The organism is Bacteroidales bacterium (assembly GCA_022647615.1).
GTDB lineage: Bacteria > Bacteroidota > Bacteroidia > Bacteroidales > UBA932 > Egerieousia.
The window spans coordinates 1,654,244-1,671,229 of sequence record JALCKZ010000001.1; the positions used below are offsets into that span (position 1 = coordinate 1,654,244).

Genomic DNA, 16,986 nt, shown 5'->3' on the forward strand with positions numbered 1-16,986 from the left:
AAAATTTGACAATTTGGTGACATTGATTGAAAAAGAGTATGGTTACCTTTGATACGTATGTTTATAACAACAATCTTATGAAGTTAATCGTAAAAATTTCCTGTGTAATTTCAGTAACTACAGCACTTGTTGCAACTGCAATTCTTGCGGTTTCATCTTGCGGCACCCAGAAGCGACAGATTGTTACAAATCCAATTACAAAGCTGATTTTGCAAACATCTAGAAGTCACACAAATGCTTTCCTTTTTCAAAAAGAATATGAAATGGATAGATTTGCCGCGTTGGAAAATCTTGATCCTCACCTAGATGATGGAGATACTCTATTTTATATGGAAGGCTTTAAAGACCTTGATGACGAGTATGATTGTACGGTCTATTATTCTTATGCAAAATATCCCGTTTATTATTTCATCCAGAAATTGTTTAAAAATGACAGGAAAAAAAGCAGGAATAAACCATTTAAACGTAATCTTGTAAAAGCCACTTACCTTGATAAAAAAGAATTTAAGCCAATTATTCCATTTGAGGTTAATTCCTTTAGGCATAATACATTAGAGAGTGAAATAAACAAATTGCCCAGAAAATACAATCCTACAACAAATACTATAATTATAGTTTTCCGGCAAAATGGTGACTATTCTCTCAAATACTACTCATATATGGGGACTCTAAAAGAAAAATAAAATAGAGTAGAATAGAATAGAATAGAATGACCTTGTTGACATAATGGAAAAGGGTCCGAGAATTTCTTCTCAGACCCTTTATTTTACGGGCGGGAGTGTAAGCCGAATCCTGTACCGCTTGTACAGCGGCCTTTATCATTTATCTAATGCAGCCTACCCCCCGGCAACGAGCGAGCAGCTCTTAACTGCCGGTATATGTGGCCTTGCAGGATGTGGCTGAGTACCAAAGCAAAATCGCTTCTGCCTTCCGTGAGCTCTTAACTCGCATTTTCACCCTTGCTTTCATCCGTCGCGACGGAAAAAAGCGGTTATTTTCTGTTACCCTCACACAAGCTTTCACCTGTCTGCGCTTTCCGCAGCACATTGCTCTATCCTGTCCGGACTTTCCTCCCAATTACTTGAGCGATAAAGCCTCCCGCCGGGTGGCAAAAGTATGCTTTTTAATTTTATCCTGCAAATGGCGTAAAAACTTTGCTTTGAATTTTAATTAGAATTATCTTTGTGTCCCGACAGGAAGTGATCCATTAGAGGACCTTCCACAATCATTATCATGAAGACAAAGTATATTTTTATTACGGGCGGAGTTGTTTCCTCCCTGGGCAAAGGCATTATGGCGGCTTCTCTTGCAAAGCTACTGCAATCCAGAGGTTTAAGAGTTACAATTCAAAAATTTGACCCATATATAAACGTAGATCCGGGAACATTAAATCCTTATGAGCACGGCGAGTGCTACGTAACTGATGACGGCGCTGAAACGGACCTTGACTTAGGACATTATGAGAGGTTTTTGGACGTCTCCATGTCGCAGGCAAACAACGTTACAACCGGCCGTATTTATAAGACAGTAATTGATAATGAGAGGGAAGGTGTTTATCTGGGCAAGACGGTCCAGATTATTCCTCACGTAACGGATGAAATTAAGAGAAGAATGACTCTTCTTGGCAAGACAGGAAAGTTTGATGTAATAATCACAGAGATTGGAGGAACTGTCGGCGACATAGAATCTACGCCTTTTATAGAGACTGTAAGACAGCTGCAGTGGGAGATGCCTGAAGGTGAGTGCATTGTGATTCATTTGACATTGGTGCCTTTCCTTCATGCGGCTAAGGAGCTGAAAACCAAGCCGACACAGCATTCAGTAAGATTGCTTCAACAAGACGGTGTTAATCCCGATATTATAGTTTGCAGAACAGAAATGCCTCTGCCTGTGGGGATTAAAAGGAAAGTTGCTCTTTTCTGCAATGTAAAATCTGATTCGGTTTTTGAGAGCATAGATGCAAGGAGCATTTATGAGGTTCCGTTAAAGCTTCATGCTCAGAACCTTGATGATATCGTCCTTAAAAAATTGGGGATTAAAAATGTTCCGGCTCCCGATTTGTCCTCTTGGAAGACGTTCTTGAATAAATTGTATAATCCTAAATATGAGTGCAATATAGCTCTTGTTGGAAAATATGTTGAACTTCAGGATGCGTACAAATCTATCCAGGAATCCTTCATTCATGCCGGTGCTGCAAATAGATGCAAAGTGAATGTGCATACAGTTCACAGTGAATTTATTGATGCCGGAAACATTAATGAAAAGCTGAAAGGCATGGATGGAATTTTGGTAGCGCCCGGTTTTGGCGAGAGGGGAATTGAAGGAAAAATCCTTTCAGTTAAATATGCCCGCGAGCATAAGATTCCATTCTTTGGAATTTGTCTTGGCATGCAAATGGCTGTAATTGAGTTTGCCAGAGATGTGTTAAAGCTGGAGGGGGCAAATTCTACGGAGGTAAATCCTAACGCAAAGAATCCGGTAATAGATTTGATGGAGGAGCAAAAATCTCTGACAATGAAAGGCGGTACAATGAGACTTGGCGCATATAGCTGCAAAATTAAAGATGGAACTCTTGCCTCAAAGATTTATGGTTGCAAAACTATTTCAGAGAGACATCGTCACAGATTTGAATTTAATGAGCACTATGCTCCAATGATGGAGAAAGCCGGCATGGTTATAAGCGGACGCAACCCCGAGACAGGTCTTGCAGAAATTGTGGAACTACCTAAGCATCCGTTCTTTATAGGTGTTCAGTTCCATCCTGAATTAAAGAGCCGCGTGCTAAAACCGCAGCCAATTTTTGTGGCGTTTGTAAAGGCCGCAATGAAGTACCGCACGGAAAAATCCGGCAACTGCGATTTGAAAGTTGCAACTGATGGAAAATGAACACGAGATTTTGTATTAAGATCGTGTCCCTTGTTTGGATTGCAAGTTGCATTGTTGGCTGTAAGACAAGTAATTTAGTGACATTCAATAAAACATACAATTCACTCGAGAATAATAATTATTTCAAAGCTAAAGAATTGTATGAGACAAACCGGGGCGGTTTATCAAGACCTTACCGTTTATTTACTGAAGCCGCCTTGGATAATGCATTTAACAAACTCAAAAAATCTGAAGATAAAATAGAGATTTTGAGCAAAAGAAAAGGCATTCCCGATTCCTTGCTGATCAAGTTATATGAGACCAAGTATGACAATGCTATAAAATTATATCACTACAAAGAGGCAAAAAACACCGCTGAAATTATTTTAAGAGATTACAAAACATATCTGGATAAAGACGATATATCTGATTATGAAAACGCCTTGAATATTTGGTCGGCACTTGAGGATACCGCTCCACAAACTATTGATCTAAATAGAGGTACCAAACTAAAAATGGGAAAGGATATTGCAGGATTAAATACCCTTAAGGTTTCCTCCGGGAAGGACACCATCGATTGTATCTTTGATACTGGTGCGAATTTGTCAACCATATCCCAATCTGTCGCAAAACAATTAAATATGAATATAATTCCTGTAGAAATAAAAGTTGGCACAATCACCGGAACAAATGTGACGGCACAATTGGCGGTTTGCGACACACTTGCCCTTGGAAATATTAATATATTCAACGTGGTCTTTTTAGTGTTACCGGATGAGTCTCTATCCTTTCCGCAGAGCAACTATAAGATTTACGGAATTTTAGGATTCCCCTTGATTGAAGCTTTAAGAGAGATTCAAATTACCCGGAGTGGATACTTTGTTGTTCCTCAAAAAGAATCGTTGTTTTCCGGTACCTCTAACATGGCTCTAAATGGTTTAATACCATTAATTTATATGGATAAAAAGTATTTTACATTTGATACGGGCGCCGATATGACAATACTATACCATAAATTTTATGTGGAAAACAGGGATAATATTGAAAAATATTGCCAGTTACAGAAAATCAAATTTGCGGGCGCCGGGGGCAGGAGTGAGTTTGACGGATATAAAATGGACTACACTTTTAAGATCAGTAACAGAGAAATAACCTTAAAGAATGTTGATATACTAAAAGAAAAAATCAAGAGTGATGAAAAGGTATACGGAAATATAGGTCAGGATTTGATTCGACAATTTGATACAATGACACTTAACTTCAAACATATGTTTATAAAGTTTGAGTAATTATTCCGGTCGTATTTTACAAATGGGCACAAATTGTGTTTCTGATAATAAGTAGCAAATAATTTTGATATGAATGTTAGCAAATTGCACGTTAAAAAAAGAGTTGTTATATTTTTTGTCATAGCTTTTGCTTTTTTGCTTTGCTCTGTAAATCAGGGTGCTATGGCAGATAATTTAACCGGCGGATCAGAAGGTTCTGCAGAAAGAACCATCGCGAAAAAATATAGAGTTAAAGTGCTTGCCACTTTTCCTCACGACAGGCATTCCTATACTCAAGGGTTGTTTTTCAATAATGGAGTGATGTATGAGAGCGCCGGTCAATATGGTGAAAGCAGCTTTAGGATAGTAGATTACAAGAGCGGGCGTCTTAAGAGAAGATGGAATTTTAATGCAAGATATTTTCTGGAAGGCTCATGCATCTTTGGAAACAATATTTACATCCTTACATGGCAGGAACACTCATGCTTTGTTTATTCCGCAGACAAATTCAAAAAGGTTGGCGTGGCTTCATATCCTACTGAAGGATGGGGGCTTACAACAAACGGCAAGGAGATGATTATGAGCGACGGCTCCTCCACTTTGTTCTTTATGGATCCTGCAAGTTTTTATTGCACGCATAAAGTGAATGTTACTCTTGACGGGAAACCTTTAAAGTGGATTAATGAACTTGAGTATATTGACGGCATGGTTTGGGCTAACGTCTATGAGACAGATAATATTGTTGTCATTAATCCTGCCAATGGAGTAGTAAAGGCGGTTATTAATTGTGCCGGCATTCTTCCAGCATCTTTGCGAAATGCTGATACTGACGTACTTAACGGCATTGCGTATAATCCGCTGGATGGTGCTGTTTATATCACCGGCAAGTATTGGCCTCGTCTTTTCCGCATTGCCAATCCGATGAAGTAATAATCTTCAAGTAATGATAATAAGCCGAAGGCCTGGCGCGTAGCGCCAGTGCATCTCCGCGCGATAGCGCGTTAATTCCCTAAATTTTGCCGCGCATTGTGCGGCAAAATAAGGCGTGAGCCTTGCGGGTGCTGCAAATAAATTGCTTTTGTATTACAAAAGCAATATATTTGCAGCGGCTTAGGGGTGCCGAAAGGCTGAGATCATACCCTTGGAACCTGATGCGGTTAGTACCGCCGTAGGGAGAGCAAGATACCTTTGCATTTCTAAGCTTTTAATATTTAGCTTGTTATGAAGAGGTTATTTTTTTTGTTCCTTCTTGTATTTCCTTTTACGGCAAATGCATTTTCTTTACAGTCCGATACTTCTAAAGTCAATCGGCTGGACAGTATAATTGTTTCTGCGGTACGCGCTGGTGCAAATACTCCCGTTACGTTTTCTACCGTATCAAAGGCGCAGTTAAAGAGCGTGGCCGCATCTCATTCGCTACCAATGGTTTTGGGCTTCCAGCCATCTGTCGTTGCAACAACTGAAGGCGGCCTGGGTCTTGGATACAGCAAGTTTAGCGTCCGCGGCAGTGACGCAAGCAGAATTAATGTAACGTTAAACGGAATTGCAATTAATGATGCAGAGAGCCAGGAAGTTTTCTGGGTAGATATTCCCTCTTTGGGCAGTTCTTTGCAATCTGTTCAACTTCAGCGTGGTGTGGGGACATCAACAAATGGTCCCGGAGCATTTGGAGCAAGCATGAATATGCAGACACTGACTCCTGCGCTTAAACCTTATGGCAATGCCGAGTTCTCTTTTGGTTCATTCAAAACTTATATGACAACAATTGGCGCTGGAACCGGAGAGATGAAAAACGGTTTCTCTTTTGACGTGAGATATTCTCACAACAGCACCAAAGGTTACATCAGAAATGCAAAGGCAGATTTGAACTCTCTATATCTGTCGGGAGGATGGAGAAATGAAAATAACTCCTTTAAAATCACTTATATATACGGAGACCAGGCAACCGGCATTACTTGGAACGGATGTCCTCCGGAACAGTATTATAGTAATAGAAGATATAACAACGCGGGCGAATATTATGATGAGGCTGGCAACGTGCATTATTATGATAATGAGACAGATAACTATAGGCAACACCACGTCCAGCTGCACTATATCCACCAGTTTTCTCCGTATGTGACTTTTGATGCAACCGTGCATTATACAAAAGGAACCGGCTATTATGAGAACTATATTTACAACAAAAAATTCTCTAAATACGGCCTTGAAAACCAGACTATTGACGGTGTTACTTACAAAAAAGGAGATTTCATTATCAGGCAATATATGAACAATGATTATGTAGCTTCGGCAGCCAATATGAACTATAAAAAAAATAAAATCAACGCAACGGCCGGGGCGGCTTACTCATTCTATAATGGAGCCCATTTCGGCCGCGTGAAATGGAGCAAGTATAATCAGAATGTCGCAAACAATTTTGAGTGGTACCGCAACAACGGAAAGAAAAATGACGTTAGCATTTATGCCCGCGCCGAATATGAAATTGTGCATAATCTGACAGCTTTTGCAGATTTGCAGTATCGCTATATCTTCTTTAAACTCAGCGGAATGGATAAAGATTTTACAGGTCTCGACAGAGATATGCATTATAATTTTTTCAATCCTAAGGCCGGTTTGACTTACAATATAACCGATAACAGCAAAGTATATTTCTCCGTCGCTGCAGGTCACAGAGAGCCAAGCAGAAGTGATGTTAAAGAGTCTATCAAAGCGGGAAAAGCTGATGCAATTAAATCTGAAAGGATGATAGATTATGAGCTTGGATATAAGTTTGCAAATGAGTGCTTCAACGCCGGAATTAACTTATATGCAATGGAATACAAGAATCAGCTTGTTGCTACCGGAAAGCTTACGGAGACAGGATATACAATTCAGGAGAATATCCCCGATAGTTACCGCCGCGGAATTGAGCTGACCGCAGTCTGGATGCCGTGCAAAAAAGTCACCGTGGAAGGAAACGTAACTTTCTCAAAGAACAAATTGAAAAATTATACGCTGTATACGGATACCTATGACAATCCTAATGACTGGAACTCGCTTCCTCAGACTGCAACGTACTATAAAAAATCAAATCTTACATTGTCTCCGGAGCTGATAGGGGCGGCCATGGTTTCTTATGAGCCGTTTAAGAGCACAAGCATTTCTTTAAACGGAAAATATGTGGGCAAACAATACATGGACAATTCATCCAAAAAGGATGCTGAAGTTCCAAATTATTTTGTGATGGGATTTAATGCTCAGAAGAGTTTTAAAATTAAGGGAACAGCTACTGCTACGTTGTCTTTATGCGTAGATAACATTTTGAATAACAAGTACTATTCTTATGGCTGGATTTACAGAGCAATGTTCAGAGATGGTTCTGCGGATTACCTGGAGAAAGGTGTTTATTCTCAGGCAACGACCAATTTTATTGTACGCTTGTCATTCAACTTTTAATACTACATTTGTCCGGCATGCAAAATACTTTGCATGACCGGACATTTTTTATAAAATGTGCTGTAAGCAGTATTTTGAATGCAGTATAAGTAATTACTAGAATGGATTTTAGCTGGATAGAAATACTTGGTTTTGCGGGTGGAATTATTTACACCCTCTTTGAAATTTTGCAGTTAAGGGCTATGTGGATAATAGCCCTTGTTACTGCAACATCTTATGCTATAATATTTTACTCTCAGGGCATTTATGCCCAGATGGGGCTTCAAATCTACTTTGTAATAATGAGTTTTTATGGAATCTGGCAATGGACCTTGCAGCGCAGAAATTATGAGAAATCGTTAGAACATAGCAATTTAGGCACCGCAGAACCGGAAGCCAAGAAGGAGAACAGCATTATCTATTGTATCCCGACAGGTAAACAAATTGCCTGGGGGGCGGCAATTCTATGTGTCTTAACAGCAGTGCTTTATCTCTTCATAGGAACCTTCAGCAAACTGTTTTCACAAGTACCGGACCCATATCCGTTTTGGGATGCGCTTGCAACCGCACTTAGCATATTGGGGACTTATTGGCTGAGCAAATCCTACTTGTATCAGTGGTGGCTGTGGATTGCAGCTGATATTATGATGGCTGTAATTTTTGCAATGCAATATATCGGAGGGCAAAATGGAATGGTATTGTCGGTGATACTATATGCATTTTATATTGTATCAGCATTTTACGGAATATGGCACTGGAAAAAGAGCGGGGTCAGAATATGATGGCTCCGCAAGTCTGCTTTACTTAAAAATTATTAGTAAATTTGCCGGACTAAAAAGTTACTGATGATACTAATAGCAGACAGCGGCTCCACTAAGGTTGACTGGTGTGCTCTTAAAGAGGACGGAACCTACAGCATTATTAAAACAGCGGGTATCAACCCGGTTTTCATTACAAAAGATAAGATAATTAACATTCTAAAGGACAAGCTTTTGTCCGTTATAGGAACTGAAATTTCCGCGGTGTATTTTTATGGCGCCGGGGTTGTTTCCGGAGGAGTTTGCCAGGATTTGGCGGAGGCATTTGGAGAAGTTTTTCCAAAGGCCAGATGTGAATCTGCTTCTGATATTCTGGCGGCTGCAAGAGCAGTATGCGGTCATAATAAAGGGATTGCATGCATAATGGGGACAGGCTCAAATTCATGTTTTTATGATGGGACTACAATTACTCAGCATGTGAATGCCGGCGGATTCATCCTTGGTGATGAAGCCAGCGGCGGCGTGCTTGGACGCAAGCTTGTTTCTGATTATATCAAAGGTGTTTTGCCAAAAGATTTGCAGGCGGCATTTACAGAACAATACCATCTGGATTATGCTCAGATTGTGGATAAGGTTTATAAACAGCCAGTTCCAAGCAGATTCCTGGCATCGTTCTCTCATTTTATAGAGGATCACATGGATAGTCCACATATAGATCATTTGCTGCGCTCCAGCTTTAAAGAGTTCTTTACGCGCAATGTCTATCAATATGACTACAAGAACTATAAAGTAAATTTTGTTGGCTCTATCGCATTTGTATTCAAGAAGATACTGGAGCAAGTTGCGGAGGAGTGCGGAGTGGAGATTGGCATTATAATGCGCTCTCCAATTGAGGGATTAATTCATTATCATCAAATTGACGTTAAAGGAGGAAGATAAATATGACCAGAGTTACTGAACAAGCATCAAATTACAGCAATTTGGACAAGATGTCCACCGGAGATTTGCTGAGAGGAATTAATCATGAGGACCAGCATGTTCCCATCGTAGTTGAAGGGTGTATCCCTCAGATAGAGAAGTTAGTAGACGGTATTACCGCAAGAATGAAAAATGGCGGAAGACTTTTTTATCTTGGTGCGGGAACAAGCGGAAGACTTGGAATTCTGGATGCTTCTGAAATTCCTCCAACTTATGGAGCTCCGTTTAATTTGGTGATAGGACTTATTGCCGGCGGTGATACGGCCATAAGAAAAGCTGTTGAAAATGCTGAAGATGACTACAATGGCGGATGGAGAGATTTGGAGAAATTTAATATTAACGATAAAGATACCGTTATAGGAATTGCGGCGAGCGGCTCAACTCCTTATGTTGTAGGTGCTTGTGCAGAGGCAAAAAAACGCGGCTTGCTTACGGGCTGCATTACTTGTAATCCTGATGCAAAAGTTACGGAAGTTGTGGATATTCCGATTGTAGCAGTTGTAGGACCGGAGTTTGTAACAGGCTCAACAAGAATGAAATCCGGCACTGCTCAAAAGATGATTCTTAATATGATTTCAACCTGCGTCATGATTAAGCTTGGTCATGTAAAGGGGAACAAGATGGTGGATATGAAGTTAAATAACTCCAAACTTCTTGACCGCGGAACACGCATGATTATGGATGAGACAAAGATTACTGATTACAATCTTGCAAAATCATATCTTGTAAAATACGGCTCAGTCCGCCAGGCAATAGATAAATACAAATCTGAACAGAAAAAATAACTGTCGGGATTAATACCTGATTGTTAAATAGATAGAAAACTCATGTTTAAGCAAAATTACTCTTCAAAACTATTGGAGGATGCGGTTGAACAATTTGCAACACTTCCTGGGATTGGCAAGAAGAGCGCTTTGCGCATGGCTCTCCATCTTCTGAAGCAGCCGGAGGAAAACATTCAAAAGTTTGCCTCTTCTTTTGTTGAGCTGCGCAAGAATGCAAAGCATTGTTCCGTCTGCAATATGATTTCAGACACAGATATTTGCAGCGTTTGTTCAGATAAGAACAGGGATAAATCCGTGATATGCGTTGTTGAGAGCATCAGGGATGTTTTGAGCATAGAAAACACTGAGACTTACAATGGTCTTTATCATGTTCTCGACGGTATCATCTCTCCTATGGACGGAATAGGGCCGTCTGACCTGCCAATTCCGCAGCTGGAAGAGCGGCTTAAGAAAGGCGGTGTGAATGAGGTGATTCTGGCGCTTTCTACAAGCATGGAGGGTGAGACTACCTCATATTATCTTTTTAAGAAACTTAAAAATTATAACGTAAAAATAACCTCTATTGCGCGCGGCGTTGCGTTTGGGAATGATTTGGAATACACAGATGAGGTTACGCTTGCAAAATCCATAGAAAACAGACAACCATTTAACGGTTAATAAATTAAGGGCTATCAATATGAATTCTACTATCCTCCTGATTACATTTTTGGTTTATACCATTTTGCTATTTGCAATTGCTTTTTTGACATCCAGAAAGGCAGATAATAATTCATATTTCACGGGCAACCGCAAATCTAACTGGTTCTTAGTTGCTTACGGAATGATTGGAGCATCTTTGAGCGGAGTCTCTTTTATGAGCGTTCCCGGAAATGTTTTCAATGAGAAGTTTTATTATCTCCCGATGCTCATTGGAATGATAGGCGGATATGCAATAATTGCAGGTGTCCTTGTGCCGCTTTATTACAAGATGAATCTTACCTCCATTTACACTTACCTTGATAAAAGATTCGGCAATTACAGTTATAAAACAGGAGCCTCTTTCTTCATCATTTCCAGATTGTTGGGAGCAACAGTCAGAACTTTTCTTGTGGTATTTGTACTGTACAATTTTGTTTTGGAGCCTCTTCATATTCCGTTCTGGGTTGCCGCTGTAGTCTTTGTGCTGCTGGCAATTTTGTACACAATGAAGGGAGGAGTAAAGACAATTATCTGGACAGACATGATTCAGACAACATTTATGATAATTGCCGTAGTAGTCTCATTGATATTTATTTGCAGAGGCATGAACTGGAATTTCTCCGATATGATTTCTAATGTTCACGCTTCAAATTATTCAAATATTTTTGACACAGACTGGGTATCCAAAACAAATTGGTTTAAGAGATTTTTAAGCGGTCTTGTAATCCCCATAGCAATGACGGGACTGGATCAGGCAATGATGCAGAAAAATCTGAGCTGCAAGAATATACATGAATCTCAAAAGAACATTATGACATCTATCGGGATGATGATAGTTATGAATATTCTTTTCCTTGCTCTTGGCGCGGTGCTGGCAATTTTTATCCAAAATCATCCCGACTTGCTGGCGCTTGCAACTAATTCTGCCGGCAAAGTTGAGGCTGATAAAATATTCCCGATAGTTGCATTTAATTTAAAGCCGGTTGTTGGAGTTATCTTCTTTGTGGGCTTGATATCAGCCGCTTACCCAACCTGTGCAAATGCAATTACATCTCTTACCACATCTACCTGCATAGACATTGTAGATATGGAGAAGAGAAATTGGGATGATAAAAAGAAGAAACAGGTTCGCCAGATTGTGAACATTATTATGGCCGTTCTCTTTGTTCTGCTGATAATTGCATTTAACATATTAAAGAACGATGCGGTCATAAACATGGTATATACCATTGCATCATATACTTATGGACCTCTTCTTGGATTGTTTATGTTTGGAATTTTGACAAAGAAGCATATTGCGGACAAGGCGGTGCCTTATGTATGTATCTTATCACCAGTGATTTGCTACTTTCTGCAAACAATGGTATTTGATTTTGGCTTTGCGCTGATAGTTGTATGCGCTCTGCTTACTTTTGCAGGCCTTGCCATGTTTGTCAAAAAACCGGCAAAGGCATAGCACACTTTTAAAAGAATTTTAATACTTTTGCGGCGTTGGCCTAACGCCATCAATACACTGAAAATGAACAACACGCTAATCATAACAAAGGAGGCCGGATTATGATTCAGGTTTTTTACAAATCTAAGGGGCAGATTGCAACCACGTCAGATGTTAAGGAACTGACGGAAAATCTGGGGTTTGATGATGTCCTATGGATAGATTTGTATGAACCTAGCGCAGTTGAAACTAAATCAGTTGAGGAATTTCTAGAAACAACACTTCAGAGCCGTGCACAGGCGGAGGAGATTGAAAGCTCATCCCGCTATTCGGAAACAGACACGGCAATTTTTGCAAATACAGACTTTATATCTCCGGGTCCCGACAGTTATTCTGAGGAATCTGTCTCTTTTGTAGTCTCTGAGGGCGTGCTTGTTACAACAAGACAGGCGCCGCTTAGAACATTCACGGAATTTCAAAGAAGAATGGTGAATTCTTACAAGCTGTATCCTACAGGCTATCACATCTTTGTGGCAATCATGGAGAACAGGGTAGATTTGGATGCGGATATGATTGAGGTGATGGCAAAAGAGATTGAGAAGTACGGGCAAAATGTAAATGTGGGGGCAAAAGTAAATGAGGATTTCCTGTTGGATATCAACCAGATGCAGGAGAACACAATGATGGTTAGAGAGAACATTGTTGACAAGCAAAGAATTGTTACCGCGGTTCTAAGAAGCGATAAGTTCCCAAGCGATATTCGTCCACGTCTGGAGGTCCTTGTAAACGATATTGTATCCTTGCTTAACCACACAAATTTCAATTTTGAAAGGCTTGAGTATCTGCAAAATACGGTGCTTGGTCTAATCAATTTGGAACAGAATAAAATCATGAGAATTCTTACGTTTGTTTCATTGCTGTTTATGCCGCCGACTTTAATTTCCGGTATTTTTGGAATGAACGTGAATCTTCCAATCTTTGGAGAAAACTTTAGGCTGGCTGATTTTTGCATGATTCTATTTATCATGCTGTTGTCTGTTCTTGTTGCCTCTATTCTATTCCGCCACAGAAGAATTACCAAATAGGCGGTTTTTTGAGTAACTTTATCCTCAGTAATTTTAAGACCAAAGTGTAGCTATGGGTGTAATTGGTATTGATTTGGGCGGAACAAAAGTTTCCGCTGCTGTTTTTGATGAGTTTGGCAACTTGCAAAAAAGAGATATGCGCCTTTTGGAGGGTCGTACGGGAAGTGCTGTAGGTGAACTTATTGCAGACGTTATTAAACAACTGATACCTGTGTATTCAATTACCGGCGCAGGCATTTGCATTCCAGGAATTGTATACTCCAAAAAAGAGACCGTATGGGCGCCAAATATTCCTGGATGGGAAAATTTTCCTCTTAAAAAATATGTCAGAGAGGCTCTTTCAGATAAGGATATAAGCATCGCGATAGAGAGTGACAGAACTTGCTATATCCTGGGTGAAAAATGGAAAGGGGCGGCAAAGGATTGCGATAATGCAATTTATCTTGCAGTTGGAACCGGAATAGGGGCGGGTATTCTTTTGGACGGAAGAGTTATCCACGGTTCTAATGATGTGGTTGGAGCTACCGGATGGATGGCTTTGGAACCACCTTATAATAAGGAGTTTGACCAATGCGGATGTTTTGAGACTTACGCAAGCGGAAATGGAATTGGCTATCAGGCGCGTAAAGAACTGGTGGCTCTAAAAAAATCTGTCGGGATACAAAAATTCACTGAAACAAAAAGCGCGCTAAGGGACAAGCCTGTTGAAACGGTTACTTCACATGATGTGTTTGCCTCATATCCTGCTGATCCCGTGGCTGTTAAAGTGCTGAATAAAGCGGTTCAGATGTGGGGAATGGGGGCGGCAAATCTTGTAAGTTTGTTTGACCCGCAGAAAATTATTTTTGGCGGCGGCGTGTTTGGACCTGCTGTTCAGTTCATTCCGGAGATTTACAAAGAGGCCTGCAAATGGGGGCAGCCAATCTCCATGAAGAGCGTTAAGTTCTGCGCCACTGAGGTTCAGAGCGATGCGGCTTTATTGGGCGCCGCATATCTAGTTCTTGGAAAAGAATTTGTATAAACTTAAACAATATAATTTTTATGAAATTAGGATTAATAATGGGTGCATTACTTATGACTGCTGTCGGTGCTTCTGCGCAAAAAGCTGAAGCGCAGGTGTTTATAGGCAAGCAGAATATAGAGGTAAAGGGCGGAGTTCTTACACCTGAAGCTCTGTGGGCAATGGGTAGAATCGGAGGCCTGGATGTCTCTCCCGACGGGAGCAAAATTGTTTACACTGTCTCTTATTATAGTGTAAAAGAGAACAAGAGTCACAGCGTCATTTATACTATGAACGCTGATGGTTCTGATAATAAGATGCTTACAAAGTCAGCAAAGAGCGAGAGCGATTGCGCCTGGATAGATGGAGGCAAGAGAATTGCCTTTTTATGTTCAGAAAACGGAAGCAGCAGAATTTGGACAATGAACGCGGATGGCTCTGACAGAAAGATGCTTGCGGTATCTGATAACAAAACTGTCGGTGACGATAAAGACATTGAGGGTTTTATTTTTTCTCCCGATGGTTCCAAAGTTTTGTTTGTTGCGCAGATTCCTTATGACGGTTCTGTAAAGAAAGCAGGGGAAATGTACAAGGACCTTCCAAAATCTTCCGGAATGCTTGTAGTTGACTTGATGCATAAACATTGGGATGAGTGGGTTGAGACTATTCCTCATCCTTTTGTTGCAAATGTTAATGACGGTAAATTGTCTGATGTTAAGGATATTATGGAGGGAGAACCTTATGAATGTCCCGGCAAACCTTTTGGCGGAATTGAACAATTGGCGTGGAGCCCTGACGGAAATAAGATCGCCTATACTTGCCGCAAAAAGACTGGGCGTGATTATGCAACCTCTACAGATTCAGATATTTATGAATATAATGTTGCTACCGGCAAAACGGTAAATCTTTGCAAACCTGATGGTTACAAGGATCCTGCAATAAAATATGATGAGTCATTGCAACACCAGAGCATCAATCATCAAGAGGGAGATTTGAATATGGGTTATGATATTAATCCAAAATATAGTCCCGACGGAAAGTACATTGCATGGCAGAGCATGGAGAGAGACGGTTATGAGAGCGACCGCAATCGCTTGTGTGTTAAGGATTTTGCGACCGGTAAAAAAGTTTATGTAACTGAATCTTTTGATTCAAATGTGGATGATTATTGCTGGAATCCGGACGGCAAACAATTATATTTTGTAGGCACATGGCATGGTACCACTCAGCTTTACAGCACCAATCTAAAGGGTGATGTTAAGAAACTTACAGAGGGACAACATGATTACGGTTCAGTAGCGATGATAGGCAAGAACCTGATAGCCAAGCGCCACAGCATGAGCGTGCCTGATGATATTTATACTGTCAATCTGAAAACTAAAGAGGTTAAACAGATTACTCAGGAGAACAAATCTATCCTTGACCAGATTACGCTTGGGGATGTAAAAGAGAGATGGGTAAAGACAACTGACGGTAAAGACATGCTTTGCTGGGTTATCTATCCTCCTCATTTTGACGCTAATAAGAAGTATCCTACTTTGCTTTACTGTGAAGGCGGACCTCAGAGTCCTGTCAGTCAGTTCTGGAGCTACAGATGGAATTTCCAGATGATGGCTGCAAATGGCTATATCATAGTTGCTCCAAACCGCCGCGGTCTTCCTGGATTTGGCCAGGAGTGGCTGGAGGAAATCAGCGGAGATTATGCGGGCCAGTGCATGAAGGATTACCTTACTGCAATTGATGATGCATGCAATGAGCAATACGTTGATAAAGACCGTCTTGGCTGTGTCGGTGCTAGCTTTGGAGGCTACTCAGTTTATTGGCTTGCCGGCAACCACAACAAGAGGTTTAAGGCTTTTATAGCTCACGACGGTATATTTAATGAGCAGCAGCAGTATGCAGAGACAGAAGAGATGTGGTTTGCCAACTGGGATTTGGGCGGCGCATTCTGGGATAAAGAGAATAAAGTTGCGCAGAACACTTATGCGCATTCTCCTCATCTATACGTAGATAAATGGGACACTCCAATCCTTTGCATCCACAGCCAGAAGGATTACAGAATCCTATACTCACAAGGCGAGGCCGCATTCAATGCCGCCATTATGCGCGGAGTACCAGCAGAATTCCTAATCTATCCCGATGAAAACCACTGGGTTCTAAAACCACAGAACGGCATCTTCTGGCAGCGCACCTTCTTCAGCTGGCTGGATAAGTGGTTGAAATAAGTTTCTGAAACAGGTTTCTGAAATAAGTTTCTGAAATAAGTTTCTGAAATAGGTTTCTGAAATAAGTTTCTGAAATAGGTTTCTGAAATAAGTTTCTGAAATAAGTTTCTGAAACGAGGTAAAAAAAAAGTAAAAAAAACAGGCGCTTTCCGCCTGTTTTTTTTGTCCATTATACCACATGGCCGCAGGCCCATGCCGTACCGTCCCAAAGGCTGCAAGCCCGCGCTTGAACTTTGCTTGGAAAATAATCTTTCAGCGGAGCGGCAAAGCCGCGTAGCCGCGGATTGAAATCTATATGGCCGCAGGCCCGCGACCGGATGTGCTCAAGACGAGCGGCAGTGCCGCGAGTCCGCGACCGTAGGGAGCGTGCCTTTCCGCGGCGGTAGCCGCGTGAACCACAAGGCAATGCGCTGCTTTGTAGCGCATTGCTCTGCATGCGACGCAAAGCGGCACATGCAATCTTAGCGGAATGCTCTGCATGCGAACAGCGCG

13 protein-coding genes, 1 other RNA gene and 1 riboswitch are annotated in these 16,986 nt (G+C 40.9%); of the genes, 13 read left to right on the forward strand and 1 reads right to left on the reverse strand.

Annotation, left to right across the window (positions count from 1 at the left end):
• Positions 1-77 precede the first annotated feature (77 nt).
• On the forward strand, positions 78-683 hold the full coding sequence (locus tag LKM37_07190; GenBank protein MCI1720772.1) for a hypothetical protein: 606 nt from the start codon (positions 78-80) through the stop codon (positions 681-683).
• Positions 684-765: 82 nt separating this feature from the next.
• On the opposite strand, the gene rnpB is transcribed toward LKM37_07190, so the two are convergent.
• An RNA gene (gene rnpB / locus LKM37_07195) (RNase P RNA component class A) lies at positions 766-1,105 on the reverse strand.
• A 128-nt stretch (positions 1,106-1,233) separates the two neighbouring features.
• On the opposite strand from rnpB, the gene LKM37_07200 reads away from it, so the two are divergent.
• The 12 genes from LKM37_07200 to LKM37_07255 all read left to right on the forward strand — a co-directional run bounded on the left by LKM37_07200 (position 1,234) and on the right by LKM37_07255 (position 16,494).
• Positions 1,234-2,886 carry a CTP synthase gene (locus LKM37_07200; protein ID MCI1720773.1) on the forward strand — a complete coding sequence of 551 codons (1,653 nt, stop codon included), beginning with the start codon at positions 1,234-1,236 and terminating at the stop codon, positions 2,884-2,886.
• 77 nt (positions 2,887-2,963) lie between these two features.
• Entirely contained in the window at positions 2,964-4,154 is a 1,191-nt protein-coding gene (locus tag LKM37_07205; GenBank protein MCI1720774.1) for a retropepsin-like domain-containing protein, read from the forward strand.
• A 162-nt stretch (positions 4,155-4,316) separates the two neighbouring features.
• Positions 4,317-5,063, forward strand: coding sequence for a glutaminyl-peptide cyclotransferase (locus tag LKM37_07210; protein ID MCI1720775.1), 747 nt, complete (start codon positions 4,317-4,319; stop codon positions 5,061-5,063).
• 172 nt (positions 5,064-5,235) lie between these two features.
• Positions 5,236-5,325: riboswitch (TPP riboswitch) on the forward strand.
• Between the two features lie 29 nt (positions 5,326-5,354).
• Positions 5,355-7,571, forward strand: a complete 2,217-nt coding sequence (locus LKM37_07215) for a TonB-dependent receptor (protein ID MCI1720776.1) — start codon at positions 5,355-5,357, stop codon at positions 7,569-7,571.
• Between the two features lie 101 nt (positions 7,572-7,672).
• Positions 7,673-8,332: a nicotinamide riboside transporter PnuC gene (gene pnuC, locus LKM37_07220; protein ID MCI1720777.1), complete on the forward strand. Its 660-nt coding sequence runs from the start codon at positions 7,673-7,675 to the stop codon at positions 8,330-8,332.
• Positions 8,333-8,395: 63 nt separating this feature from the next.
• Positions 8,396-9,247, forward strand: a complete 852-nt coding sequence (locus tag LKM37_07225) for an ATPase (protein ID MCI1720778.1) — start codon at positions 8,396-8,398, stop codon at positions 9,245-9,247.
• Complete coding sequence (gene murQ, locus LKM37_07230; protein MCI1720779.1) at positions 9,244-10,071, forward strand: N-acetylmuramic acid 6-phosphate etherase; 828 nt, start codon at positions 9,244-9,246, stop codon at positions 10,069-10,071. Before LKM37_07225 ends, murQ begins: the two co-directional genes overlap by 4 nt.
• Positions 10,072-10,113: 42 nt before the next feature.
• A complete protein-coding gene (gene recR, locus LKM37_07235; protein MCI1720780.1) occupies positions 10,114-10,728 on the forward strand; it encodes a recombination mediator RecR in 615 nt (204 codons plus the stop codon).
• 19 nt (positions 10,729-10,747) lie between these two features.
• Entirely contained in the window at positions 10,748-12,205 is a 1,458-nt protein-coding gene (locus LKM37_07240; GenBank protein ID MCI1720781.1) for a sodium:solute symporter, read from the forward strand.
• A gap of 101 nt (positions 12,206-12,306) precedes the next feature.
• Positions 12,307-13,269, forward strand: coding sequence for a magnesium and cobalt transport protein CorA (locus LKM37_07245; GenBank protein ID MCI1720782.1), 963 nt, complete (start codon positions 12,307-12,309; stop codon positions 13,267-13,269).
• 52 nt (positions 13,270-13,321) lie between these two features.
• Entirely contained in the window at positions 13,322-14,290 is a 969-nt protein-coding gene (locus LKM37_07250) for an ROK family protein (GenBank protein ID MCI1720783.1), read from the forward strand.
• A gap of 53 nt (positions 14,291-14,343) precedes the next feature.
• On the forward strand, positions 14,344-16,494 hold the full coding sequence (locus tag LKM37_07255) for a S9 family peptidase (GenBank protein MCI1720784.1): 2,151 nt from the start codon (positions 14,344-14,346) through the stop codon (positions 16,492-16,494).
• Positions 16,495-16,986 lie beyond the last annotated feature (492 nt).

What these genes read in the sequence shown, in the direction of transcription:
- LKM37_07225 (MCI1720778.1), top strand. Translation starts at nt 8,396, where the DNA reads ATGATACTAATAGCAGACAGCGGCTCCACTAAGGTTGACTGGTGTGCT.
- LKM37_07215 (MCI1720776.1), top strand. Translation starts at nt 5,355, where the DNA reads ATGAAGAGGTTATTTTTTTTGTTCCTTCTTGTATTTCCTTTTACGGCA.
- LKM37_07210 (MCI1720775.1), top strand. Translation starts at nt 4,317, where the DNA reads ATGGCAGATAATTTAACCGGCGGATCAGAAGGTTCTGCAGAAAGAACC.
- LKM37_07245 (MCI1720782.1), top strand. Translation starts at nt 12,307, where the DNA reads ATGATTCAGGTTTTTTACAAATCTAAGGGGCAGATTGCAACCACGTCA.
- LKM37_07190 (MCI1720772.1), top strand. Translation starts at nt 78, where the DNA reads ATGAAGTTAATCGTAAAAATTTCCTGTGTAATTTCAGTAACTACAGCA.
- LKM37_07200 (MCI1720773.1), top strand. Translation starts at nt 1,234, where the DNA reads ATGAAGACAAAGTATATTTTTATTACGGGCGGAGTTGTTTCCTCCCTG.
- LKM37_07240 (MCI1720781.1), top strand. Translation starts at nt 10,748, where the DNA reads ATGAATTCTACTATCCTCCTGATTACATTTTTGGTTTATACCATTTTG.
- pnuC (MCI1720777.1), top strand. Translation starts at nt 7,673, where the DNA reads ATGGATTTTAGCTGGATAGAAATACTTGGTTTTGCGGGTGGAATTATT.
- LKM37_07255 (MCI1720784.1), top strand. Translation starts at nt 14,344, where the DNA reads ATGACTGCTGTCGGTGCTTCTGCGCAAAAAGCTGAAGCGCAGGTGTTT.
- LKM37_07250 (MCI1720783.1), top strand. Translation starts at nt 13,322, where the DNA reads ATGGGTGTAATTGGTATTGATTTGGGCGGAACAAAAGTTTCCGCTGCT.
- recR (MCI1720780.1), top strand. Translation starts at nt 10,114, where the DNA reads ATGTTTAAGCAAAATTACTCTTCAAAACTATTGGAGGATGCGGTTGAA.